The following is a 24,181-nucleotide window of genomic DNA, read 5'->3' as shown; positions in this document are numbered from 1 at the left end:
GGCGCGGCAGATCAGACGAAGTAGTCCGGGAACTCCTTCCTGAGGTCTTCCACTTTTGCGACGGTTTGGCTGAGATGTTCACGGATTGCATCGACCGCACCCTGTTCGTTGCGCGCGGCAATCGCATCGATGATGGCGTGGTGCCCATCGAGAATGCTGACGATCTTGCCCTTCTCGGGCAGATGCAGGCGACGAATGCGCTCGAGATGGCCGGACCGCTCGCGTATCAACTGGTGGAGGCTGCTGCGCTTTGCGCCTGCGAACAATGTCTGGTGAAAGAGCTCGTCGAGTTCCTGGAAGATCGCGACCTGATCGACGTCGTCGGCGACTGCCGCCTGCATCTTGATGATCGACCGGGCGCGGGTAACGACGCTCGGATCCGGATCCGGATCGGTTGCGAGGCGGCGGCAAACTTCCGTTTCCAGCGCCACGCGAAGGAAATGTGCCTCGTAAATCTGCAGGACGTCGATCCTGGTCACCACAGTGCGGGACTGCGGATAAATGCGAACCAGACCCTCCTGTTTGAGGAGCTGCAATGCGTCGCGGATGGGCGTCTGGCTGACTTCATAAGTCTCGGTGAGCTCAGTGCGCGACAGTGTGGTGTCCGGCGGCAGCTGAATAGTAATGATACGCTTTCGCAGGTCATCATAGACCCGCTGGACGGTACTGCCGGCAACGACTGGAAAGCCGGGCGCGGTCAGGCCGAATGTAGAGGCGAACTGGGAATTCATCTGAGGCGTCCTATTCGAGTCCATTCATAGCTTTGCATGACCTAATGCACAAGAACGCAAACTTGCCATTGATATATATGTCAAACTAAAATATCAGTTGGTGCAAACGCTGAAGTAAGCAAGCGAAAAGGTGGGAGAAAGCCGTGACCGCGAGGAAAACCTACGAGCAATTGCGGTCCGCCCGATGGATGCTGCCGGATGATCAACGCTCGTTCGGCCACCGGTCGCGGACCATGCAGATGGGTTACGCGCCGGAGGATTGGCAGGGAAAGCCGATCATTGCCGTGATCAACACCTGGTCCGATGCGCAGCCGTGCCACATGCATTTCCGTGAACGCGCCGAATGGGTGAAGCGGGGAATTCTTCAGTCGGGTGGGTTCCCCATGGAACTGCCCGCTCTTTCCCTTTCCGAAAACTTCGTCAAGCCGACCACGATGCTCTATCGCAATATGCTGGCGATGGAGACTGAGGAACTGCTGCGGAGCCATCCTGTCGATGGCGCCGTTCTGATGGGTGGCTGCGACAAGACCACACCAGGCCTTGTCATGGGCGCAGTCAGCATGGGCATTCCCTTCATTTATCTGCCGGCCGGCCCGATGCTTCGCGGCAACTATGCCGGCAAGACGCTGGGTTCTGGTACCGACGGCTTCAAATATTGGGACGAGCGCCGCGCCGGCACGATCACCCAGGAGGAGTGGCAGGGCATCGAAGGCGGGATCGCCCGCAGTTACGGCCATTGCATGACCATGGGCACGGCGTCGACGATGACGGCGATCGCCGAGGCTATGGGGTTGACGCTGCCGGGCGCATCCTCGATCCCGGCTGCCGACGCCAACCACCAGCGCATGTCTGCGGCCTGTGGCCGGCGCATCGTCGATATGGTGTGGGAGGATCTGACACCGGACCAGATCATCACTCCGGCGGCCGTCGACAACGCGGTCACGGTCGCCATGGCGACCGGCTGCTCCACCAATGCCATCATACACCTGATCGCCATGGCGCGACGCGCCGGCGTCCCGCTGGAGCTCGATGATCTCGATCGCATCGGTCGTACGACGCCGGTTCTCGCCAACATCCGGCCTTCCGGTTCGACCTATCTGATGGAGGATTTCTTTTATGCCGGCGGCTTGCGCGCCCTGATGAAGCAGCTCGGCGACAAGCTGGATCCCAGCGCGATTACCGTTATGGGAAAACCCTTGGTGGATGGTCTCGACCAGGTGAAGATCTACAATGACGACGTTATCCGGCCATTGTCGAACCCGGTCTATCACGAAGGTTCGCTGGCCGTGCTCAAGGGAAACCTGTGTCCCGACGGCGCGGTCATCAAACCGGCGGCCTGCGACCCAAAATTCCATCGTCATTGTGGCCCGGCGCTGGTCGCCGACAGCTATGCGGAGATGAAGAAGATCATCGACGATCCCGACTATCCGCTGACGCCGGACACGGTTCTCGTTCTCCGCAATGCCGGCCCACAGGGCGGACCAGGCATGCCGGAATGGGGCATGATCCCGATGCCAAAGGCGCTGTTGAAACTCGGCCTGCGCGACATGGTACGCATCTCGGACGCCCGCATGTCCGGAACCAGTTTCGGCGCCTGCGTGCTGCATGTCGCACCGGAATCTTATGTTGGCGGGCCTCTGGCGCTGCTGAGGACGGGGGACATGGTCGAGCTTGATATTCCGGCACGCAGCCTCAATATGCTGGTTTCCGAAGAAGAGATCACAGCGCGGCGGGCCGCCTGGGTGGCGCCGACGCGGCATTATGAACGCGGTTACGGCTTTATGTTCTCCGGGCATATCGAGCAGGCCGACAAAGGCTGCGACTTTGATTTCCTGACAACCGAATTCGGTGGCAAGACGCCGGAACCGGCCATCAACTGAGGCACCACGATGTTTGATCCCAATCAACGCACGATCCCCGCACAGCCGCCCAAGGCTGGCTTCGCTGCCGGTCCGTCCAAACTGGACGCCATCCGATCGGTCACCCTGTCGCTCGCTTACCTGCCTTTGGCGCGGCCGATCAGCGATGCCAAGGTGTTGACCGGCCGGCAGAAGCCGCTGACCCAGGTGGCCTTTCTATTTTGCGAGATCGTCTCCGAGGCTGGCCATAGTGGGCTTGGTTTCAGTTACTCGAAGCGGGCAGGCGGACCTGCGCTTTATGCACATGCCTGCGAGCTTGCCGACAACCTGATCGGCGAAGACCCCAACGATACCGCGCGCATCTGGGACAAGCTCTGCTGGGCCGGGGCCTCGGTCGGCCGCTCCGGCATTGCAACGCAGGCAATCGCCGCCATCGACATCTGCCTCTGGGACCTCAAGGCGAAACGCGCCGGCCTGCCGCTTGCAAAACTGCTTGGCGCGCATCGCGACAGTGTCGCCTGCTACAACACCTCCGGCGGCTTCCTGTCATCGAGCGTCGAGGAAATCCGCGATGCCATCGACCACTCGATCGCTTCCGGTATAGGCGGCATCAAGATCAAGGTCGGACAGCCGGACCCGATGATCGACCTTCGCCGGCTTGATGCGGTGACCAGCCATATCGATGGCCGTGTCCCGTTGATGGTCGATGCAAACCAGCAATGGGACCGCACGACGGCCTTGCGTTTCGGCCGGCTGGTCGAACCGCTCAACCTCGAATGGATCGAAGAGCCGCTCGATGCCTACGACGCCGAGGGCCATGCGGCACTGGCACGCGAACTCGCCACGCCGATCGCCACCGGCGAAATGCTGGCAAGCGCCGACGAACACATGGCGCTGATCCGGGCCGATGCGGTCGACTTCATTCAGCCGGATGCGCCGCGGGTCGGCGGCATCACGCCCTTTCTGCGCATCTGCACGCACGCCGAGGCGAAACGTATGCGCCTGGCCCCGCATTTCGCCATGGAAATCCATCTGCACCTGGCCGCCGCTTATGCGCATGAGCCGTGGGTAGAGCATTTCGATTGGCTGGCGCCACTGTTTAACGAACAACTCGAGATCAAGGACGGCCGGATGATCGTGCCGGCCCGTCCGGGGCTCGGCTGCAGCCTGACGGGCAAAGCCCGCGACTGGACCGTGGAAACGCGCAGTTTCGGCGCCTGAATGAGAACGAGGAGAAGCAAATGAACCCCGCAACCCGTGATAAACTGATGGGTGTCTCTGTCGCAACGCTCTGTTCGGCACTGTTCAAGCGCGGTCTGAGAAACCAGACGATCCAGGATGTTCGGCCGGTGCAGCCAAAGGGCCGCAATATGGTCGGACCAGCCTTTACGCTGCGTTACATGCCGGCGCGCGAAGACCGTAACGCAATGAATGTCTTTCGCAACCCGAAACATCCGCAACGGCTTGCCATCGAGACTTGCCCGGAAGGCTTTGTTCTGGTGATGGACAGCCGCAAGGATCCGCGCGCAGCCTCTGCCGGCGACATCCTGATTACCCGCCTGATGATGCGCGGCGGCGGCGGCGTCGTCACCGATGGCGGCTTCCGGGACGCCATGACCATCGGCGGTCTTGATATCCCCGCCTATCACAATCGTCCCTCCAGCCCGACGAACCTGACGCTGCACGAGGCAATCGACATCAATGTGCCGATAGGCTGTGGCGATGTGGCGGTCTTCCCCGGCGACATCATGGTTGGCGACGACGACAGCGTGATCGTCATCCCTGCTGAGATCGCCGACGAGATCGCTGATGAAGCGGTCGAGATGACCGCTTACGAAGATTTCGTCACCGAGCGCGTCAAGCAAGGTCATACGATCATCGGCCTCTACCCGGCCACCGACGAAAGCAATCTGACGCTCTTTGCCGAATGGCGGAAGGCGAATGGCCGCTAGAGCATGATGCCGAAAAGTGTGAGCGGTTTTCGGACGACATCATGCTCTACCTATTTAATTTAGAACAGGATTCAGATTTTAGGCCGACTTGGCCTAAAATCATCCTGTTCTAAGGCGACCCAAACTTGGACAACACTTCACGCATCAGGACGGAGCGAGGCTCCGCCGAGGAGAAGAACAATGAGCTGGACCCCTTCAGGCAGGCATTTCATCGCCGGCGAGTGGATTGCCGGAACGACGACATTTCGGTCAGAGCCGGCGCATGGGCAGGCACATGACTTTGCTGTCGGCACAACGGAACTGGTCGACCGCGCCTGCCGCGCCGCCGAAGCTGCTTTTGCAGTGTTTTCGGCAACGACACGCGAGGAGCGCGGCATTTTCCTCGAGGCAATCGCCGAGGAGATCGACAAGCGCGGCGAGGCCGTCACCCTCATCGGAACGCAGGAAACCGGGCTTCCGGAGGGCCGGCTCAACGGCGAACGCGCCCGCACCACCGGCCAACTCAAACTGTTTGCCGACCATATCCGCAAGGGCGCGCATCTCGACGCACGCGTCGACGCAGCCCAACCCGATCGGCAGCCGGCGCCGCGGCCCGAGATCCGTCTGGTGCAACGGCCGATCGGCCCGGTCGCCGTCTTCGGCGCTTCGAATTTTCCGCTGGCATTCTCGACGGCCGGCGGCGATACGGCAGCCGCGCTTGCCGCGGGCTGCCCGGTCGTGGTGAAGGGACATTCGGCCCATCCCGGCACAGGTGAGATCATTGCCGAGGCGATTGCAGCCGCTATCGAGCGCACTGGAATGCCGGCCGGCGTCTTCAGCCTGATCCAGGGCGGCCGTCGTGATGTCGGAACGGCGCTGGTGACGCACCCGGCCATCAAAGCCGTTGGCTTTACCGGTTCACTTGCCGGCGGAAGGGCGCTCTTTGACCTTTGCGCCCAGCGCCCTGAGCCGATCCCCTTTTTCGGGGAACTCGGCAGCGTTAATCCGATGTTCCTGCTGCCGGCCGCTACCGCTGCCCGGGCCGAGGCAATCGGTTCAGGCTGGGCCGGTTCACTGACGCTTGGTGCCGGCCAGTTCTGCACCAAACCCGGCATCGCCGTCGTCGTCGATGGGCCGGAAGCGGACAAGTTCACCAGTGCCGCCAAGGCGGCTCTTGAAAAGGTGGCGCCGCAGACGATGCTGACCAAAGGCATCGCCTCGGCCTATCACGAAGGTGTCGAGCGCATGCGGACAAGCAATGCTGTCGCGCCGGTTCTGGCGGCACAGAGTGCTGGCCGCGAAGCAACGCCGAACCTGTTCGAGACCAACGGCTCGGCCTGGCTTGCCGATCACTCGCTCAGCGAAGAAGTATTCGGTCCTCTCGGCCTCGTCGTGCGCGTCGGCTCGCCTGAAAAGTTGCTCACCCTTGCCGAAAGCTTTCAGGGACAGCTGACCGCGACGATCCATATGGACGACGCCGATCTGGGCCTTGCCCGCGACCTGCTGCCAATCCTCGAACGGAAGGCCGGCAGGGTGCTGGTCAACGGCTTTCCAACCGGCGTCGAGGTTGTCGATTCCATGGTGCATGGCGGACCCTACCCGGCCTCGACCAACTTCGGCGCGACCAGCGTCGGAACCATGTCGATCCGCAGGTTTTTGCGCCCCGTCGCCTATCAGAATTTCCCCGCCGACCTGTTGCCGCAAGACCTGCGCAACTGAAACCGAGGAGTACCAAATTGATCGCCCCGACGGAACTTCGCGAGATCATTCGCAACGGCCTGCTGTCTTTTCCCGTCACTCCTTTCGATGCCGAGGACCGGTTTGCCGCCAAGCCGTTTTCAGCGCATCTGGAATGGCTGTCGTCCTATCCCGTTGCCGGCCTGATCGTTGCCGGCGGCACCGGTGAGCTGTTCTCGCTGACGCCGGGCGAGGTGGTCGAGGTGGTAAAGGCCGCCCGCGCCGTATCCGGTGACGCGCCGGTTATTGCCGGATGCGGCTACGGCACGCGGATTGCCTGTGACATGGCGCGCGAGATCGAGGCGGCCGGTGGCGACGGCATTCTTCTGCTGCCGCATTACCTGACCGAGGCGCCGGCAGATGGCATCGCCGCGCGTGTACGGGCCGTCTGCAAGGCCACCAATATGGGCGTTATCGTTTATAATCGTGGCCAGGCGCGGGTTTCGGCCGAGCAGCTTGCTCAGCTTGCCGACGAATGCCCGAATCTGATCGGCTTCAAGGATGGAACCGGTGACATCGATACAGTGCGCCGTGTCACGATCGCGCTCGGCGACCGCCTTTCCTATATCGGCGGCATGCCGACACACGAACTGTTTGCCCAGGCCTATCGCGGAGCCGGCATGCCGACCTATTCCTCCGCGGTCTTCAATTTCGTGCCTGAAACGGCATTGAAATTCCACAAGGCATTCCTTGCCGGTGACGACGCTGCCTGTGAACAGATGCTGCGCGATTTCTACTATCCCTTTGCCCGTATTCGCGATCGCAAAGCCGGTTATGCGGTATCCGCGGTCAAGGCAGGCGTGCGATTGCGCGGCTTTGAGGCGGGACCGGTGCGGGCGCCGCTGACGGATCTCACCGACGAGGAAGTCGAGATGATGCGCCAACTGATTGCTTCGGCCCAGTAAAAATGAAGGGTTCCAGACACGGTTGAGGGCTCCGTGCTTCGGAGCGCCAGGGTTGAAGGCCGTCGCTAACTAGTATATTAGTGCACTTGTGCTTTGTAGAACTATGAGGAGATAGATGCCGGAGCACCGGAAACGGGACGCAGATTCACTGTGAGGAGCGCCAAAGGCGCATGGGAGGAGAACGAAATGAAACTGCATTTGTTAGCTGCCTGCTTTTCAACAACGGTGCTCGCGCTGAGCGGCGGTACGGCACACGCTCAGGATGCCAAGAGCAACGTCACTGTTGTGCTTGCCGAAACCGTCGATGTCGTCGAACCCTGTATGGCAGCGCGCCAGGACGTCGGCCGGGTCATTTCTGAAAACGTCAACGAGATGCTGGTGGAGTTCGACTACGTCAATGGCGGCCTCAAACCTCGCCTGGCGACGGAATGGTCGAAGATCGATGACGACACCTGGGAGTTCAAGCTGCGCCCGAATGTCAAATGGCACGATGGCAAGCCGTTCACCGCCAAGGATGTCCAATTCACCATCGAGCGCAACAAGAATAAGAAGCTCAGTTGTGAGACCGGCGGCAAATATTTCGGCGGCACGGAGTTCAGCTTCGAAACGCCCGATGCCAACACGATCCGCATTACAACAAAACCGGCGCAGCCGATTCTTCCGCTTCTGATGACGGTGATGGCTGTGGAATCGGCCGAGGCGACACCAGCCGACGAATTCACCCGCAAGCCGATTGGCACTGGCCCTTATACGTTCGACAAATGGGAAATCGGCCAGTCAATCGTGCTGAAACGCAATCCGGAATATTGGGGGGAGAAACCCCAGGTGGAACAGGCGACATATCTGTTCCGCTCAGACAGCGCCGTTGCAGCCGCCATGGTCGATGCTGGCGAAGCCGATATCGTTCCGGCCGTATCCGTACAGGATGCCACCAACAAGGAAACCGATTTCGCCTACCCGAATTCGGAAACGACATCGCTGCGCATCGATACGCGCGCAGCACCCCTTAACGACCGGCGCATCCGCGAAGCGATGAACCTCGCCATCGATCGTCAGGCGATGCTCGGAACGCTGTTCCCCGAACAGGCAAAGATCGCGACACAGCTCGTTGTGCCGACCACGATCGGTTACAATGCCGATATCCCCGCTTGGCCCTATGATCCCGAAAAAGCAAAGGAACTGGTCGCAGCAGCGAAAGCGGACGGCGTCCCGGTCGATCGTGAGATCCGTATCATCGGTCGCAATGGACAATATCCAAACGCAACCGAAGCGATGGAAGCGATGATGGCGATGCTTCAGGAAGTCGGCTTGAACGTAAAGCTCGACATGTATGACGTGTCCGTGTGGAACGGCTACTTCGTTGCACCCTTTGTCGCCGATTCCGGTCCGACGCTGACCCAGTCGCAGCACGACAATGCGACCGGCGACCCGGTCTTCACCGCATTCGTGAAATACGCGACCGACGGTTCCCACTCCATGGTTCGCGATCCGGCCGTTGACGCGCTGATCGCCAAGGCGACGTCTGCCACCGGCGACGAGCGCACAAAACTCTGGAAGGAGCTTTTCGCCAAGGTGAACACCGAAATCATCGCCGACATCCCGATGTTTCACATGGTCGGTTTCACCCGCGTCTCGCCGCGTCTCGACTTCAAGCCGACGATCGCGACGAATTCCGAACTGCAGCTGTCGCAGATCCGCTTCAAGTAAGCCGGTATGCCGCAGTTAACCACGGGCCGCCGCAAACAGCGGCCCGTGCTTTCCATGACGTGAGGGAGAAATGCCGATGCCGCTGATTGACCGCATTGCCCTGACTCAATTCGCAAAGCAGATATTGACCCGCGCCGGCATGGAGGCCGACAAGGCCGAAACGACTGCCGCCGTCCTGGTGGAAGGCGACATGATCGGCCACGAAACCCATGGCGTCAGTCTTTTGAGCTGGTATGTCGAGGCGTTGGAAGACGGCTCGCTGGCAAAGTCCGGCAGCTATGAGATCGTCAATGACCGCGGCGCAGCCTTTGTTTGGGACGGCAAATCCCTGCCGGGCGCATGGCTGCTGACGAAGGCGATCGAGCAGGCCTGCGAACGGGTCGGCGATCATGGCGTCGTCACCGCCGCGATCCGCAACTGCCACCATACCTGCGCGCTTTCAGCCTTCATGCGGCAGGTAACCGAACGGGGCCTCATCGTACAGCTGTCGGTGTCGCATCCCGCGGCGAGCCGCGTTGCGCCCTATGGCGGCACGAAGCCGCTTCTGACGCCCAACCCTATGGCGGCCGGCTTCCCGACATCTGCGGATCCGATCCTGATCGACGTCTCGGCCTCGATCACCACCACGACCATGACGCAAAACCTGGCGAAGGCCGGCAAGAAATTTCCTGAGGCCTGGGCTTTCACTGTCGCAGGCGAGCCGACCGATGATCCGCGCGAGGTGACGGAACGGGGCGGGACGATGATGCCTCTCGGCGGCCAGTTGAAGGGGCACAAGGGTTTTGGGCTCGGACTGATCGTCGAGTTGCTGGGGCAGGGGCTTTCCGGCAAGGGACGGGCGAACACGCCATCCGGTGTCTTTTCGCAAAGCGCCTTCCTTCAGGTCATCGATCCGGCCTTTTTTGCCGGGCTCGATGCCTTTACAGCGCAGTCTGACTTTCTCGCCTCTGCCTGCCGCAGCAATCCTCCGGCGCCCTGGAACAATGGCCCCGTTCGCATGCCGGGCGACAGCGCAGCGCAAAAGCGCCGCTCGGCGTTAGAAGAGGGCGTGCCGGTCGGCGATGCAGCTTGGCAAAAGCTTTGCAAACATGCCGAGATCCTAGGCTTGCCTATTCCCGACGTCACCGCGTGAGGAACACAACTCTGCTTCGAAATTTCTTATCGGTCACCGCAACATCCGGTGTCAGGTGCAATCAGATCGGCCAGACCAATAACAGGATCGGCACGCTGACGAGCACCACAATGAGCGACAGCGGCAGACCCAGTCGGGCGTAGTCACCAAAACGATATCCGCCCGGTCCCATCACCAGCGTGTTGCACTGGTGTCCGATGGGCGTGAGGAAGTCGCTGCCGGCTCCAATTGCCACCGCCATCAGAAAGGCATCGGGCCTGAAGCCCAGCTTCTCGGCAAAGGTCGCGGCGATCGGGGCCATGACCAGAACCGTCGCTGCGTTGTTCAAAAACGGGGTTACGGCCATGGCCGCAACCAGGATCAGAGCCAAAGCACCGAAGGGCGGGAGCATTTCGGCGGTTCGCGAGAGGAGGTCCGCGATGATGTCGGTGGTTCCTGTGGTCCTGAGCGAGTCGCTGATCGGAATGAGAGCGGCCAGCATGATCAGAATGGGCGCATCGAGATGCTGATAAACTTCCCGCAAAGGAACGCATCCGGTGACCACCATCAGAAAAGCGGCGGCGAAAAACGCTGTCGCTACGGGAATGCCCCCGAAGGCTGTTGCTCCCATCGTTGCCATCAGGATAATGACGGGGATCATGCCGTTGCGGGCGTTGCCGAGCTTCATATCTCGTTCGACCAGCGGCAAACATCCCCATTCGCGTAGAAGATCCGGTAGTTTCTGCAAGTCGCCCTGCAAGACCACGACGTCGCCATTGCGGATCTTGATCTCACCCAGGCGCTCGGTGAAGCGCCTGTCGCGGCGGCTGACGGCAAGAAGGTTGAGGCCGGTATTGTGAAAGAGAGAAACGTCTTTTGCGCTGACGCCGATCAATCGGGAATGTTCGCCAACGATAGCTTCGACTGAACTGATGTCTTGGCGCGTCTCAGGCTCGTGTTTACGGTCGGACAGTTGAAGCTTGGCTTCACTGACGATCTTGTCGAGGGCGCTCTGCTCCCCCTCGATAATAAGAAGGTCGCCATCCTTAAGCACCGTGTCGGGAAGGGGCGTTCGTCTTTGGCCGTTGCCACCGATAATCGCAGTCACCATCGCATCGCCGCCCGCCGGCTTCTGCAGCCAGCTGACGGACCGCCCGATCGCCCCTGATGGCGTGGTGACCTTGGCCTCGGTCGTGTAGTTTTTGATCGCCACCGCCTCATCCATCGACGTTTCGACCCGTGATCTTTCAGGCAGCAGCTTGTAGAACAGCGCCAGAAAGACAACGCCGGCGACCGAGAGCGCCAGGCCGACAGGCGTATAGTCAAACATCATGAACGGCTGCCCGGTGATCTCCTCGCGCACCCGGGAAACGATGATGTTCGGCGACGTGCCGATCTGCGTCATAAGCCCTCCGAGCAGAGAGGCGAAAGACATCGGCATCAGGAACATCGACGGTGATACGCGTGATTTCCGGGCCATCTGCACAGCGACCGGGATCATGATCGCCAGCGCACCAATGTTTTTGATGAAAGCCGACAGGGCTGCGACAATGGCAACCAGAATGATCAGCTGCATCCGTGGCCCGCGTCGTTCGGGAGAAAATCTGCGCAAGGCGACATCCATGATCCCCGATCTGGATATCGCCGCACTGACGATGAGCGCGCTGCCAACGATGATGACAATGTCATCGGAAAAGCCGGAAAAAGCATTCTTGGCGGGAACGATGCCGACAATGATTGCAGCGAGAAGAGAGCTCACGGCGACTATATCGTATCGATAACGACCCCACAGGAACGCGCCCATCATCAGCGCGATGATGAGAAGAGATAGCCATTGATCAGCGCGCATGTTTGCATCCCGGTGGTAGCAATTAACGTTTCAAGCAAGAGAACGATGCGGCGAGGCCGAGAAATTTTTTCTCGCCTATCCCAGCCGTTTCATCCGCTGACGGCTGGAGGAGCACCCTGATGGAACTTCCAGCCGCCAGGCGGCATTTCGCTGTCGGGGTTGCTTTCGGGAACGACCATGGCCAGTGACAAACTATCGACCTATCGGTCGAAGCGCGACTTTAAAAAAACGGATGAGCCGAGCGGTGAAAAACGCCTCGCGCGCAGCAATCGCCGTCGCTTCGTCATCCAGAAACATGATGCCACCCGGCTGCACTACGACCTGCGGCTCGAGCTGGATGGCGTCTTCAAATCCTGGGCGGTCACCAAAGGCCCGTCTCTCGACCCGCACGACAAGCGGCTGGCAGTTGAGGTCGAGGATCATCCGCTCGACTATGGCGACTTCGAAGGCACCATTCCGAAGGGCCAGTATGGCGGTGGGACGGTCATGCTCTGGGACCGGGGCTATTGGGAACCGGAAGGAAAGAAGAGCCCCGAGCAGGCCCTCGCCAAGGGTGACTTCAAGTTCACCTTGGAAGGCAAACGCCTGCACGGCAGCTTCGTGCTGGTGCGCATGCGCAATGATCGCAACGGCGGCAACCGGACAAATTGGCTGCTCATCAAACACCATGATGAGTTCTCCGTCGAAAACAAAGGCGAAGCGGTCCTCGAGGAGAACGACACCTCTGTCGCCTCCGGCCGAACCATGGAGATGATTGCCGGCGGCAAGGGACGAAAGCCCAGGCCTTTCATGATCGAGGGTGGCGACGTTCAGGCTGATGCCGTTTGGGACAGCAATCACGGACTGGCTGCCGAAGAGCGAAAAGACGACACCGGAGGCGGTCGGAAATCGAAACCGGCCACAAAGGTCGATCTGCCGGATTTCATTGCGCCGCAGCTCTGCCGGACACTGGAACGCCCTCCGGCAGGCACTGGCTGGCTTCACGAGATCAAATTCGACGGTTACCGGATCCAGATGCGAGTGCTGGATGGCGAGGCGACGCTGAAGACCAGGAAAGGGCTCGACTGGACGGCAAAATATCCGGAGATCGCCGAGGCGGCATCGACACTGCCCGATGCGATCATCGACGGCGAGATCTGCGCCCTCGACGATCATGGCGCTCCTGATTTCGCGGCTCTGCAGGCGGCCCTTTCGGAAGGCAAGACCGGCGAGCTCGTCTATTTCGCCTTCGATCTTCTCTATGAAGGTGGCGAGGATGTGCGATCGCTGCCGCTCGTCGAGCGCAAGGCGCGGCTTCAAAGCCTTCTGTCCGACGCCGGCGATGATCCGCGCGTCCGTTTCGTCGAGCATTTCGACACCGGCGGTGATGCAGTTCTCCAGTCTGCCTGCAAGCTTTCACTGGAAGGCATCGTCTCGAAAGAGGCGGATGCACCCTATCAATCCGGCCGCACCGAAAGCTGGGCGAAGTCGAAATGCCGCTCCGGCCACGAGGTGGTGATCGGCGCCTATGCCCAGACCAACGGGAAATTCCGATCCCTGCTGGTCGGCGTCTACCACGGCGACCACTTCGTCTATGTCGGCCGCGTCGGCACGGGATATGGTGCGAAGAAAGTGGAAACGCTGCTTCCGAAGTTGAAAGCGCTCGAGACGGCGAAATCGCCGTTCACCGGCATCGGCGCGCCGAAGAAGGAGGCCGAGGTCATCTGGCTAAAACCCGAGCTAGTGGCGGAAATCGAATTCGCAGGCTGGACCGCAGACGGCATTGTCCGGCAGGCGGCCTTCAAGGGACTGCGGGAAGACAAGCCGGCCAAAGAGGTCAAGGCCGAACGGCCGGCAAAGCCCGCGCAAACTGACGTGCCACAGCCGACGGTGGAGGCGAAAACCAGACCCGTCCGCAAAAAAGGCGCCAAGGCCGAGGTCATGGGGGTGCTGATCTCCAACCCGGACAAGCCGCTGTGGCCGGATGCCAATGACGGCAAAACCGTTACCAAGGAGGACCTGGCCTGCTACTACGAAGCCGTCGGTTCGTGGCTGATCGAGCACATCAAGGGACGTCCGTGTTCGATCATCCGTACACCCGACGGGATCGGCGGCGAGCAGTTTTTTCAGCGTCATGCGATGCCCGGCACCTCGAATCTTGTCGAATTGGTCAAGGTTTTCGGCGACAAAAAACCATACCTGCAGATCGACCGTATCGAAGGCCTTGCTGCCGTCGCGCAGATCGGCGCCGTCGAGCTGCATCCCTGGAATTGCGAACCGCGTCAGCCTGAGGTGCCCGGCCGGCTCGTCTTCGACCTTGATCCAGGTCCGGATGTGCCCTTCTCCGCGGTCGTTTCGGCGGCCCGCGAAATGCGGGACCGTCTCGACGCGCTGGGAATGATCAGCTTTTGCAAGACCACTGGGGGCAAGGGTCTGCACGTCGTCACTCCGCTTGCGATCAACAAACGCAAGCCGCTTTCGTGGGCCGAAGCGAAGGGATTTGCCCACGACGTCTGCCAGCAGATGGCACGCGACAATCCCGAACTCTATCTGATCAAGATGACGAAGAGCCTGAGGGATGGCCGGATCTTCCTGGACTATCTGCGCAACGATCGGATGGCGACGGCGGTTGCACCTTTGTCGCCGCGCGCCCGGCCGGGTGCCACCGTCTCGATGCCGCTGACCTGGACCCAGGTCAAATCTGATCTTGACCCGAAGCGCTTCACCATTCGCACCGTCCCGACGCTGCTGTCGAAGTCCTCTGCCTGGGAGGATTACGGCGATGGCAAGCGTCCGCTGGAACAGGCGATCAAGCGGCTCGGCAAAGTCTCCAAAGTGGCTTGAGCGCTATCGGACTATGGACCGTCCGGCACTGTGATCAGCCGGCTTTCTCGGCGTGAATTTTCTCGGCGCGCTGATATTGCCATTCACAAAACTGCTCCAAATATCGGTGGGTAAATCGCAGCCATCATGCGTTGACAATCCTCTTTCGCTCAGGTCTACTGGTCCACTTACCGGACCAGTAGACCTGAGCGGGGAGGGGAAAAGCAATGGACGTTCGAGCGATGCTCGAAGACGTTGCGGCGCTCGGTGGAGCGCCGAAGAAGTCGATGAAAGACTTCGTTGTCCAGAAGATTGCGACCTTCATTGCCACCGGCATTCTCAAGGTAGGCGATCCGTTGCCAAGCGAACGTGAACTCGCCTCCGCACTCTCGGTCAGCCGCGAGACCGTCCGTGGGGCGATCCTTATCCTTTCCACCCATGGGATTCTCTCGGTTGTGCACGGAACGCGCACGGTAGTGGCATCGGAGGACGTCGGCGAATTGGCCGTCCAGGCTGCGCGCTATCGCGACATCGCGGCCTACAGTCTCGACAATGTTCATGAGGCCCGGCTTCTTATCGAAGCGCAGGTCGTCAGGGCTGCCGCGCTCAAGATGGAGCCTTCAACTTTTGATTATCTCCGCAAGTCGATCACAGCGCAGGAGGCCGCCTGTGACGATCCTGTGCGTTTTTTGATATGTGACCGGGAATTTCACACCGTTATCTACCGTTCCAGCGGCAACGCGGTGCTGGCTGATATGGCCGCCGACCTCTATTCCTATCTTCTGAGCCACCGAAGGCGCGTCGTATCGCAGCCCGGAACGATCACCACGAGCATCGCCGATCACCGGTTGATCCTCGCTGGTTTGGAGACGCGGGACCCGGATGCCGCATGCACGGCCTTCGCAATCCACGAAACCCGTATTTATACGACGACCAAGTTACTCTTCTCGTAGTTCGCAAGGAGGCGAAACACGATGCATATTCTCATTATCGGGGCGGGAGGAATGATCGGCCGGAAGCTCGCAGCCACGGTGGGGCGCAGCGGGTCACTCGGCGGCGATACAATCACGCGCATGACGCTCGTGGATATCGCGCCTCCGCCGATACCCGCCGGTGTCGTTGCGCCGGTGGAAGCGCTGGCTGCCGATATTTCCGAAAGCGGCGCAGCGGAAGCCCTGGCGGCTCGCCGGGCCGACGTGATCTTCCATCTCGCCGCGATCGTTTCCGGCGAAGCCGAGCGCAATTTCGACCTCGGCTACAAGGTCAATCTCGACGGCACGCGATTGCTGTTGGAAGCGATCCGCCGGGAAGGAAGCCGCCAAGCCTATGTTCCCCGGTTCGTATTCTCCTCGTCGATCGCGGTCTATGGCTCGCCGTTTCCCGATCCCATTCCCGATGATTACGTGCTCGCACCTCTGACCAGCTACGGAGTCCAGAAGGCGATTTCCGAGCTTCTGCTTGCTGACTATTCGCGGCGCGGCTTTATCGACGGCGTCGGAATCCGGTTGCCGACCATCGTGATCCGGCCGGGTGCGCCGAATGCCGCCGCATCGGGCTTCTTTTCCGGAATCCTGCGTGAACCGCTTGCAGGCCAGCGGGCTGTTCTTCCGGTCGAGGAAACGGTCAAGCACTGGCTGGCAAGCCCGCGTTCCGCCATCAAGTTCCTGATCCATGCGGCGACGCTCGACACCGCGGCGCTGGGTGTCCGGCGCACGCTCACCATGCCGGGCGTCGCCGCCACCGTTGCCGACCAGATTGCCGCCTTACGCCGTGCTGCCGGTCCCGAGGCGGCGGAGTTGATCGATCGTCGCCGCGACGAGGTCATTGAAGGGATCGTCGCCGGATGGCCGAAGTCCTTTACGCCCGAACGGGCGACGCAACTGGGTTTCGTCGCCGAAACCACGGTGGACGAGCTGATCGAGGTCTACCTCGCCGAAGACGCTCCGGGTGCGTCCAAATGAGGTTGAGCCGCCCCATAGGAGGAGAGTGCCGCCAGGGCACACCCGCATATGCGGGATTGCCCTGGCAGAAGGACTTGAGAACATAAGGCCGCCGGCAAGAGATACGAAAATACGAATACATAGCATGTAGCGCTCGATTTCTGGGAGGAGTGGGTATGGCAGGCGTTCAATTCGCGGATGTGCGGAAATCATTCGGGACATTTCCGGTCATCAAAGGCGTGGATATCGACATTGCCGACGGGGAGTTCGTGATCCTGGTCGGCCCGTCGGGTTGTGGAAAATCCACTCTTCTGCGGATGCTGGCGGGACTTGAGAATATTTCCGGCGGCGAGATCAAGATCGGCGGGCGCGTGGTCAACACGCTGCCGCCCAAGGACCGTGACATCGCCATGGTGTTCCAGAACTATGCGCTCTATCCGCATATGACGGTACAGGAGAACATGGGTTTCTCGCTGATGCTGAACAAGGCACCGAAGGCGGAAGCCGAGAAGCGGGTGAAATATGCCGCCGGCATCCTCGGTCTCGACAAATTGCTCGACCGTTATCCGCGCCAGCTTTCCGGCGGTCAGCGCCAGCGTGTCGCCATGGGGCGGGCGATCGTCCGCGATCCGGAAGTCTTTCTGTTCGACGAACCGCTATCCAACCTCGATGCGAAGCTGCGCGTCGCCATGCGCGCCGAAATCAAGGAACTGCACCAGCGGCTGAAAACGACGACGGTCTATGTCACCCACGACCAGATCGAGGCCATGACCATGGCCGACAAGATCGTCGTCATGCATGACGGCGTCGTCGAGCAGATCGGCACACCGCTCGAGCTCTACGACAAGCCGGCCAATCTCTTCGTTGGCGGGTTTATCGGCTCGCCGGCGATGAACATGATCAAGGGCAGGCTCGAACCCGAAAACCCGACAAGTTTCAGGGCATCCGACGGCACTGCGCTCCCGGTCGCCAATCCGCCAGCCGACGCCATCGGCCGCGACCTCGTCTACGGGCTGCGCCCGGAATACATTTTACTCGATGCCAACGGGTTGCCCGGCGAAATCGTGGTGATCGAGCCGACCGGCTACGAGACGCATCTTATCCTCAGGCTCGGCGGCAGCGACCTCAGCTGCGTCTTCCGCGAACGCGTCAGCGCGCGGCCGGGCGAAACCCTGCGCGTTTCTATCGACGCCGCGCATGTTCATCTCTTCGACACCGAAACCGGGCGGAGATTGACAGACTGAGGCCGGCCGGCGGCGGCGCGGGGCGGAGGAGCCCTCTCGTCACCCGCAGACAGGCACGCATCCCCTGTCAGGGATGCAAGGACCGTCGTTCACCAAGCGGGAAGTGAACGACGGGGAGTTCGCACCCGCTTTTTAATGAGGAGGAATCTCATGAGGATCAGAAGACGTGACTTTCTTGCCGCCTCGGCTGCCGTCGCCGGCGCCGCCGGCCTCGGCATCCGGCCGACCTTCGCGCAGGCTGAACCGACCTACACGCCGGAAAGCGGCGCCAGCCTGCGGCTGCTGCGCTGGACACCCTTCGTCAAGGGCGACGAGGAGGCCTGGATTGCAAACACCAAGAAGTTCACCGAAGCGACCGGCGTTGAGGTGCGCATCGACAAGGAAAGCTGGGAAGATATACGCCCGAAGGCTGCCGTCGCGGCCAATGTCGGCTCCGGCCCGGACCTCATCATGTGCTGGTTCGACGACGCTCACCAGTATCCCGACAAGCTGGTCGACCTGACCGAACTCGCCAACTATCTCGGCAACAAATATGGCGGCTGGTACGACGGTGTGAAGGGCTATGCCGCGCGCGGCGATACCTTCATCGCCATGCCGCTGGCGGCAATCGGCAATGCGGTGGTCTATCGCGACACTCACGTGAAAGCAGCTGGCTTCAGCGAGTTCCCGAAGGACACGGCAGGCTTCCTCGAGCTTTGCAAGGCGATGAAAGCCAAGGGCACGCCGGCCGGCTTCCCGCACGGCAAGGCCGTCGGCGACGGCAACAACTACGCCCACTGGCTGCTTTGGAGCCATGGCGGCAAGATGGTCGACGAAGGCGGCAAGGTGACGATCAACAGCCCGGAAACGCTGGCGTCGATCAACTATGCCAAGGAACTCTATGCGACCTTCATTCCGGGCACGGAAAGCTGGCAGGACGTCAACAACAACCGCGCCTTCCTCGCCGGCCAGGTGTCGCTGATCGCCAACGGCGTCTCGGTCTATTACACGGCCAAGAACGACCCGAAGCTCGCCGAGATCGCCAAGGACATCCGCACGACGAATTTCCCGATCGGCCCGGTTGGCCAGAGCGTCGAGCTTTTCCAGACGAGCTCGCTGCTTCTCTTCAAGCATACGAAATATCCGGAAGCGGCGAAGGCCTACATCAAGTTCATGATGGAAGCCGACCAGATGAATGCCTGGATCCAGGGCTCAAGCGCCTATTGCTGCCAGCCGCTCAAGGCTTTCGCCAAGAACCCGATCTGGACATCCGATCCGATCCACGCGCCTTATGCACGTGCCTCGGAAAAGCTGCGTCCGAACGGCTATGCCGGCCCACTCGGTTATGCCTCGGCAGCGACCATGGCCGATTACGTTCTGGTCGACATGTATGCCGCCGCCGTCACCGGCCAGATGTCGCCCGAGGATGCGATGAAGGAAGCTGAACGGCGGGCCAACCGCTACTACCGCGTCTGAGCCGCGCTTCAAAGCAAGCGGCATGCCGGCTGCGGCATGCCGCAACGTCCTCTGAGAGTTCAAGTGCAATCTGGGAGATAAGCAATGTCGATGGTGAATCCGGAGGATAGACGCGGGCCGATCTCCTCGCTCCTGCAGAACAACAATGTTCTCGGCTTCCTGTTCATGCTGCCAGCGGCAGTGTTCCTCGTCTGCTTTCTGACCTATCCGCTGGGGCTCGGTGTCTGGCTCGGCTTCACCGATACGAGGATCGGCCGCGACGGCGTCTTCATCGGCCTGGAGAACTACCAGTTCCTGATGGACGACAGCGTCTTCTGGCTGTCGGTCTTCAACACCATTCTCTATACCTCCGTTGCCTCGGTGCTGAAATTCGCGCTCGGCCTCTGGCTGGCGATGCTGCTCAATCAGCACCTACCGTTCAAGTCCTTCTTCCGGGCGATCGTGCTGCTTCCCTGGGTCGTGCCGACGGTGCTTTCGGCGCTGGCCTTCTGGTGGATCTACGATTCCCAGTTTTCGATCATCTCCTGGTCGCTGATGCAGCTGGGGTTGATCAACGGACCGATCAATTTTCTCGGCGACCCCATCAATGCGCGCATATCCGTCATCGTCGCCAATGTCTGGCGCGGCATTCCCTTCGTGGCGATCTCGCTGCTTGCGGGGCTGCAGACGATTCCGGCGTCGCTGCAGGAGGCCGCCTCTCTCGACGGCGCCACGAGCTGGCAACGGTTCCGCTATGTGACGCTGCCGATGTTGACGCCGATCATTGCCGTTGTGATGACCTTCTCGGTTCTCTTCACCTTTACGGATTTCCAGCTCATCTACGTGCTGACCAAGGGGGGACCGGTCAACGCGACGCATCTGATGGCGACGCTATCGTTCCAGCGCGGCATTCCGGGCGGTCAGCTCGGAGAAGGTGCGGCCATCGCAGTCGCCATGGTGCCCTTCCTGCTCGGCGCCATCATGTTTAGCTTCTTCGGCTTGCAACGGCGCAAATGGCAACAGGGCGGCCAGGATTAGGGGAGAGTGACGATGTCGATAAATTCAAACGCCGCCGATCAGGTCGTGACCGACAATGCCGAAGGCATGAGCTATCTGAACCGCCTGCCGCGGCGGATCGTGATGCTCTACCTGCCGATGGCCGTCTTCGTCGTCGTGCTGCTCTTCCCGTTCTACTGGATGGCGATCACCGCGGTGAAGCCGAACGACCAGCTGACCGACTACAGCAACTACAGCCCCTTCTGGGTGGTAGGCGCGACGCTCGATCACGTCAAATACCTGTTCTTTGAGACATCCTATCCGGGCTGGCTGTGGAACACGATGCTGGTCGCGGTCTGCTCCACCTTCCTCTCGCTGGTGGCCTCAGTCTTCGGCGCCTATGCGATCGAGCGCGTCCGCTTTACAGGCTCCCGTTCGGTTGGCCTCGTCATCTTCCTCGCCTATCTCGTGCCGCCGTCGATCCTCTTCATCCCGCTTGCCTTCATCGTCTTCAAGCTCGGGATCTATGACTCGCGGCTGGCGCTGATCTTCACCTATCCGACCTTCCTCATTCCCTTCTGCACCTGGCTGCTGATGGGCTATTTCCGCTCGATCCCATTCGAGCTGGAGGAAAGCGCGCTGGTGGACGGCGCCAACAGATGGCAGATTCTCACCAAGATCATCCTGCCGCTCGCCGTACCCGGACTGATTTCGGCTGGCATCTTCGCCTTCACGCTGTCCTGGAACGAATTCATCTATGCGCTAACCTTCATCCAGTCGTCGGAAAACAAAACCATCCCGGTCGGCGTGCTGACCGAACTGGTGCGCGGCGACGTCTTCGAATGGGGGGCACTGATGGCGGGCGCATTGTTCGGCTCGCTCCCGGTGGTCATCCTCTACTCGTTCTTCGTGGACTACTACGTCTCATCGATGACCGGGGCAGTGAAGGAGTGACATGTACCGCGGACACGCCTTGCTTCCTCCAGCATGCGACTGCTTGTTATCGCAGGAGGCGTGTCCGCCAATGGGATCAGTTGCCTGCCCGTTATGTATCGAAACCTCGTCTTGGCGAGATCGAATAGTTGTAAATCGCCGCGTAGCTCGTCGATACGAGCAGCGGAAGTGCGATGGTCTTGAGTATTTCCGGTGTACCGGTCGCCGCATGGATTGCCACGAGAATGCTGGCGGAGCCGAGACAAGCAATGAGAGGCGGCGCCCAAAATCGCGCAGATCCGACGAAGCGCTTCGAAAGCCAGTCGATCACAGATTTCAGGAACAGCGTCAGGCAGGCGGATATCGTCCCCTGCACAAGGCCGGCATAGAGCGGCAATGGCATGGCGTGCGCGAGATTGGCGAAAACCGCCCAGCTGCCCATTGCCAAAAAGGCGAAGAGAACATGGACAACGCCACTGCGGAGAAGCCGGTGCAGCGCATTCGGCATCACAGCGACCACCCGTGGCGGACAAGATGGCGCAACAGGGTCAGAGCCTGTTCTTCATCGCGGCGCGCAATGTATCGTTGATCCGATCCTGCCAACCGGGGCCATCTTCCTGGAAAAGGGCAAGCACATCACTGTCGATCTTGAGCGAAACGAGCTCCTTGATATTCGGCAGCGCTGGCCGCTCAACAGCTTGTTCGGGCTTCTTCTTCGCGGGTTTGAACAACGCTTCGGCAGCATCCATTGGATTGACAGGTCTGCGGGGCGTGTTTGCCATCGTTGTGACTTTCTATTGCCTGTCGGATCGACATATGAGCGGCATACGGGATCTCGGCTGCTTCGTCGACTATTTAGCTTGTTTTATCAGGACGATTTAGCCGACCTGCTCGACCGCCGGTCTGCTAGAGCCTTTCCGGCAGGTTCTGGATGCCAGACCTGCCGAGAATCTGACCATCAATCAGCCTTTTTGCGATACAGCAACTCATGAGCGCAGGAGATGCCTTCGTCCGCTCGGTGTTTACGTGAGCGTCGATATATTCCAATGGACGGCACATTTTTGGGCTTTTTCTGAAGAGCCTCTGATCGACGTTTTGACCTGCTGCAAGCGCTCAAATCTAGAGCATGAAGCCGAAAAGTGTGAGCGGTTAGGTCATATCGAAGACTGCGGCATTATCCTGGACCTCGCGCAGCCCCTTGTACGAAGCATGGCGGAGATTGCCGTCATCCGTCCAGCCGCGAAACTCGATCTCAGCGATCAGCGTCGGCTGGACGAGGACGAGGCGCTTGCCATTCAGCGGAACGACCGGCCGGTTGGTCTTTAACCGGTCCAGCGTCTTTTTCAGGTATTCAGCATCCCTGGCACCGAAACCAGTTCCGACGGAGCCAACGTAAATCCAGTCGAGCCCTCGTCTGCCGGCCAGCAGTAGCCTGCCGATGCCGCCGCGGGCGGATGCGGACTGCTCATAACCGACGATCATGAAGCTCTCGCTCTGGACGCATTTGATCTTCAGCCAGTCGCCCGTACGGCCACTGCCGTAGGGCCGGTCGCGATGCTTGGCGATGATACCTTCCAGATGATGATGGCAGGCGTGCTCGAGGAGTTCTTCGGCCGGCAGCTCTATCTGCTCGGAGAGGCGGATCGTCTGATCGTCGCCGCCCGGTATCAGGTCTTCGAGCAGGTGTCGGCGTACGTCAAGCTCGGTGCCGGTCAGATCGTGTCCATCGAGATAGAGAAGGTCAAAGGCGACGAGGATCGACTCGGTCGATACTCGCTTGCCTCCCCGCCCGCCGAGCGAACGCTGCAGGGCACCAAAATCCGATCGGCCGTTATCATCGAGTACAACGGCCTCGCCGTCGAGAATGGCGGTCGTTACGCCAAGCTCTTTCGCTGCCGCGGCGATGGTGGGGAAGCGATGGGTCCAGTCATGGCCGCCACGGGTGATGACCCGCACGCCCTTCGGCTCAACGTGGATTGCCAATCGATAGCCATCCAGCTTCACCTCATAGAGCCAATCCGGCCCAATGGGCACAGTCGGCTTCAGCAGCGCGAGGCAGGGCTCGACGCGCGATGGCATTGGATCGAAGGGCAGGCTGGGCTGGTCAGGATCGCGTTTGCGGATCGGACGAGAATGCAGCGTTGAGTGAGACTCGTCGAGCAAGGGCAGTGGGCGGCGCGTGCGCTTCATGATTAAGTCTGACGCCTCCCCGAGCGGTTTTCCACTTCGACCGGCTTGCGCCGAGCACTCATGATTCTGATGACATTGCCCGGTGCCGGCCCTTGCTTTTCCCCAGCCTTGGACTTTGTCCTGCTCGGCTTTTTCATCTGCTTCTTCTTCGCTTCGATGGCAACAACGCGACTCAACCGAATCACACGGCGGATTGTTCCGAGTCGAAACGAATCTCAATTCAACGACTTAACGCGGAGATGCCTCCCGTATTCCGCGTCCCGAATTCGCTGCCGGATCTGGATCGGGTCGAGCAGTCCTCGGGTGCGGCCTCAGTGACATCGAACACACCCCTGCCCGGCATCGTCATTCTTCAGCGGGCGCTGTATTTCGCGTCGAGATCATCCATGGCCTTGACGTTACCGGCAGAGCGGCCGTTCTCGTCGAAGGTCTGGGCAAGAAACGCGTCAGCGATCGACTTTGCAAGCTCCGTTCCGATGACGCGGGCTCCCATGGTGATGATCTGCGCATTGTTGGAAAGCGCGGCACGCTCGGCAGAATAGGTGTCGTGCGTCAGGGCGGCGCGGATGCCCGGAACCTTGTTGGCCGAGATGCAGACGCCGATGCCGGTGCCGCAAACGAGGATCGCCTTGTCGTAGGTGCCGTCGATGACGCCCGAGGCAACGCGGTCCGAGAGGTTGGCGTAGAAAGGATCGGCACCGGCGCTCGTGCGCGAGACTTCGTAGACGTCGAAGCGCTCTTTCAGATGGTCAGCCAGAATCTTGGCGAGGCCTTCGCCGGCGCTGTCTCCTGCAATGGCAAGTTTCATTGTC

At 60.5% G+C, this 24,181-nt stretch carries 20 protein-coding genes; 14 read left to right on the top strand and 6 right to left on the bottom strand.

All coding sequences use genetic code 11. The features are described 5' to 3' along the window. Positions 1-11: 11 nt before the first annotated feature. A complete protein-coding gene (locus tag AC2444_RS24270; protein ID WP_003562449.1) occupies positions 12-731 on the bottom strand; it encodes a GntR family transcriptional regulator in 720 nt (239 codons plus the stop codon). 143 nt (positions 732-874) lie between these two features. Between AC2444_RS24270 and araD the strand changes: the two genes are divergently transcribed. From araD to AC2444_RS24235, 7 genes are all read left to right on the top strand, one after another. Further along, positions 875-2,611 (top strand): L-arabinonate dehydratase, encoded by a 1,737-nt coding sequence (gene araD, locus AC2444_RS24265; protein WP_017996183.1) that lies wholly within the window; start codon positions 875-877, stop codon positions 2,609-2,611. A 9-nt stretch (positions 2,612-2,620) separates the two neighbouring features. After that, complete coding sequence (locus AC2444_RS24260) at positions 2,621-3,811, top strand: L-talarate/galactarate dehydratase (protein ID WP_128438827.1); 1,191 nt, start codon at positions 2,621-2,623, stop codon at positions 3,809-3,811. Positions 3,812-3,831: 20 nt separating this feature from the next. Continuing rightward, positions 3,832-4,542 (top strand): ribonuclease activity regulator RraA, encoded by a 711-nt coding sequence (locus AC2444_RS24255; protein ID WP_128438828.1) that lies wholly within the window; start codon positions 3,832-3,834, stop codon positions 4,540-4,542. Between the two features lie 180 nt (positions 4,543-4,722). Beyond that, a complete protein-coding gene (locus AC2444_RS24250) occupies positions 4,723-6,240 on the top strand; it encodes an aldehyde dehydrogenase (NADP(+)) (RefSeq protein WP_012755647.1) in 1,518 nt (505 codons plus the stop codon). A gap of 17 nt (positions 6,241-6,257) precedes the next feature. Beyond that, a complete protein-coding gene (locus AC2444_RS24245; RefSeq protein WP_012755646.1) occupies positions 6,258-7,163 on the top strand; it encodes a 5-dehydro-4-deoxyglucarate dehydratase in 906 nt (301 codons plus the stop codon). 186 nt (positions 7,164-7,349) lie between these two features. Then, the gene (locus AC2444_RS24240) at positions 7,350-8,870 is read left to right on the top strand and encodes an ABC transporter substrate-binding protein (protein ID WP_012755645.1); all 1,521 of its coding nucleotides are present in this window, start codon (positions 7,350-7,352) and stop codon (positions 8,868-8,870) included. A gap of 70 nt (positions 8,871-8,940) precedes the next feature. After that, the gene (locus tag AC2444_RS24235) at positions 8,941-10,002 is read left to right on the top strand and encodes an Ldh family oxidoreductase (RefSeq protein ID WP_012755644.1); all 1,062 of its coding nucleotides are present in this window, start codon (positions 8,941-8,943) and stop codon (positions 10,000-10,002) included. 61 nt (positions 10,003-10,063) lie between these two features. Here AC2444_RS24235 and AC2444_RS24230 read toward each other — a convergent pair whose 3' ends face one another. Then, entirely contained in the window at positions 10,064-11,830 is a 1,767-nt protein-coding gene (locus tag AC2444_RS24230) for an SLC13 family permease (RefSeq protein ID WP_128449358.1), read from the bottom strand. Between the two features lie 177 nt (positions 11,831-12,007). Between AC2444_RS24230 and ligD (AC2444_RS24225) the strand changes: the two genes are divergently transcribed. From ligD (AC2444_RS24225) to AC2444_RS24195, 7 genes are all read left to right on the top strand, one after another. After that, the gene (ligD, locus tag AC2444_RS24225; RefSeq protein ID WP_128449359.1) at positions 12,008-14,653 is read left to right on the top strand and encodes a DNA ligase D; all 2,646 of its coding nucleotides are present in this window, start codon (positions 12,008-12,010) and stop codon (positions 14,651-14,653) included. 206 nt (positions 14,654-14,859) lie between these two features. Then, a complete protein-coding gene (locus AC2444_RS24220) occupies positions 14,860-15,585 on the top strand; it encodes a FadR/GntR family transcriptional regulator (RefSeq protein WP_003562459.1) in 726 nt (241 codons plus the stop codon). Positions 15,586-15,606: 21 nt separating this feature from the next. Further along, complete coding sequence (denD, locus tag AC2444_RS24215; RefSeq protein WP_128449360.1) at positions 15,607-16,593, top strand: D-erythronate dehydrogenase; 987 nt, start codon at positions 15,607-15,609, stop codon at positions 16,591-16,593. Positions 16,594-16,748: 155 nt separating this feature from the next. Continuing rightward, positions 16,749-17,816 carry an ABC transporter ATP-binding protein gene (locus AC2444_RS24210; protein ID WP_012755640.1) on the top strand — a complete coding sequence of 356 codons (1,068 nt, stop codon included), beginning with the start codon at positions 16,749-16,751 and terminating at the stop codon, positions 17,814-17,816. A gap of 150 nt (positions 17,817-17,966) precedes the next feature. Continuing rightward, a complete protein-coding gene (locus AC2444_RS24205; protein WP_128438831.1) occupies positions 17,967-19,271 on the top strand; it encodes an ABC transporter substrate-binding protein in 1,305 nt (434 codons plus the stop codon). A gap of 84 nt (positions 19,272-19,355) precedes the next feature. Further along, positions 19,356-20,288 (top strand): carbohydrate ABC transporter permease, encoded by a 933-nt coding sequence (locus tag AC2444_RS24200; protein ID WP_012755639.1) that lies wholly within the window; start codon positions 19,356-19,358, stop codon positions 20,286-20,288. Positions 20,289-20,300: 12 nt separating this feature from the next. Beyond that, the gene (locus AC2444_RS24195; RefSeq protein WP_012755638.1) at positions 20,301-21,200 is read left to right on the top strand and encodes a carbohydrate ABC transporter permease; all 900 of its coding nucleotides are present in this window, start codon (positions 20,301-20,303) and stop codon (positions 21,198-21,200) included. A 91-nt stretch (positions 21,201-21,291) separates the two neighbouring features. Here the strand turns inward: AC2444_RS24195 and AC2444_RS24190 are convergent, their stop codons facing one another. The 4 genes from AC2444_RS24190 to derI all read right to left on the bottom strand — a co-directional run bounded on the left by AC2444_RS24190 (position 21,292) and on the right by derI (position 24,177). Further along, positions 21,292-21,687 carry a hypothetical protein gene (locus AC2444_RS24190; RefSeq protein ID WP_012755637.1) on the bottom strand — a complete coding sequence of 132 codons (396 nt, stop codon included), beginning with the start codon at positions 21,685-21,687 and terminating at the stop codon, positions 21,292-21,294. Positions 21,688-21,727: 40 nt separating this feature from the next. Then, positions 21,728-21,961 (bottom strand): BrnA antitoxin family protein, encoded by a 234-nt coding sequence (locus AC2444_RS24185; protein WP_113545621.1) that lies wholly within the window; start codon positions 21,959-21,961, stop codon positions 21,728-21,730. Between the two features lie 367 nt (positions 21,962-22,328). Then, complete coding sequence (ligD, locus tag AC2444_RS24180; protein ID WP_128406723.1) at positions 22,329-23,369, bottom strand: non-homologous end-joining DNA ligase; 1,041 nt, start codon at positions 23,367-23,369, stop codon at positions 22,329-22,331. 352 nt (positions 23,370-23,721) lie between these two features. Next, entirely contained in the window at positions 23,722-24,177 is a 456-nt protein-coding gene (gene derI / locus AC2444_RS24175; RefSeq protein ID WP_017996196.1) for a D-erythrulose-4-phosphate isomerase, read from the bottom strand. Positions 24,178-24,181: the final 4 nt, after the last annotated feature.

The organism is Rhizobium sp. WSM1328, from assembly GCF_057653715.1.
The sequence above is the reverse complement of the archived record's forward strand: the minus strand, read 5'-3'. Positions and strand labels throughout refer to the sequence as shown.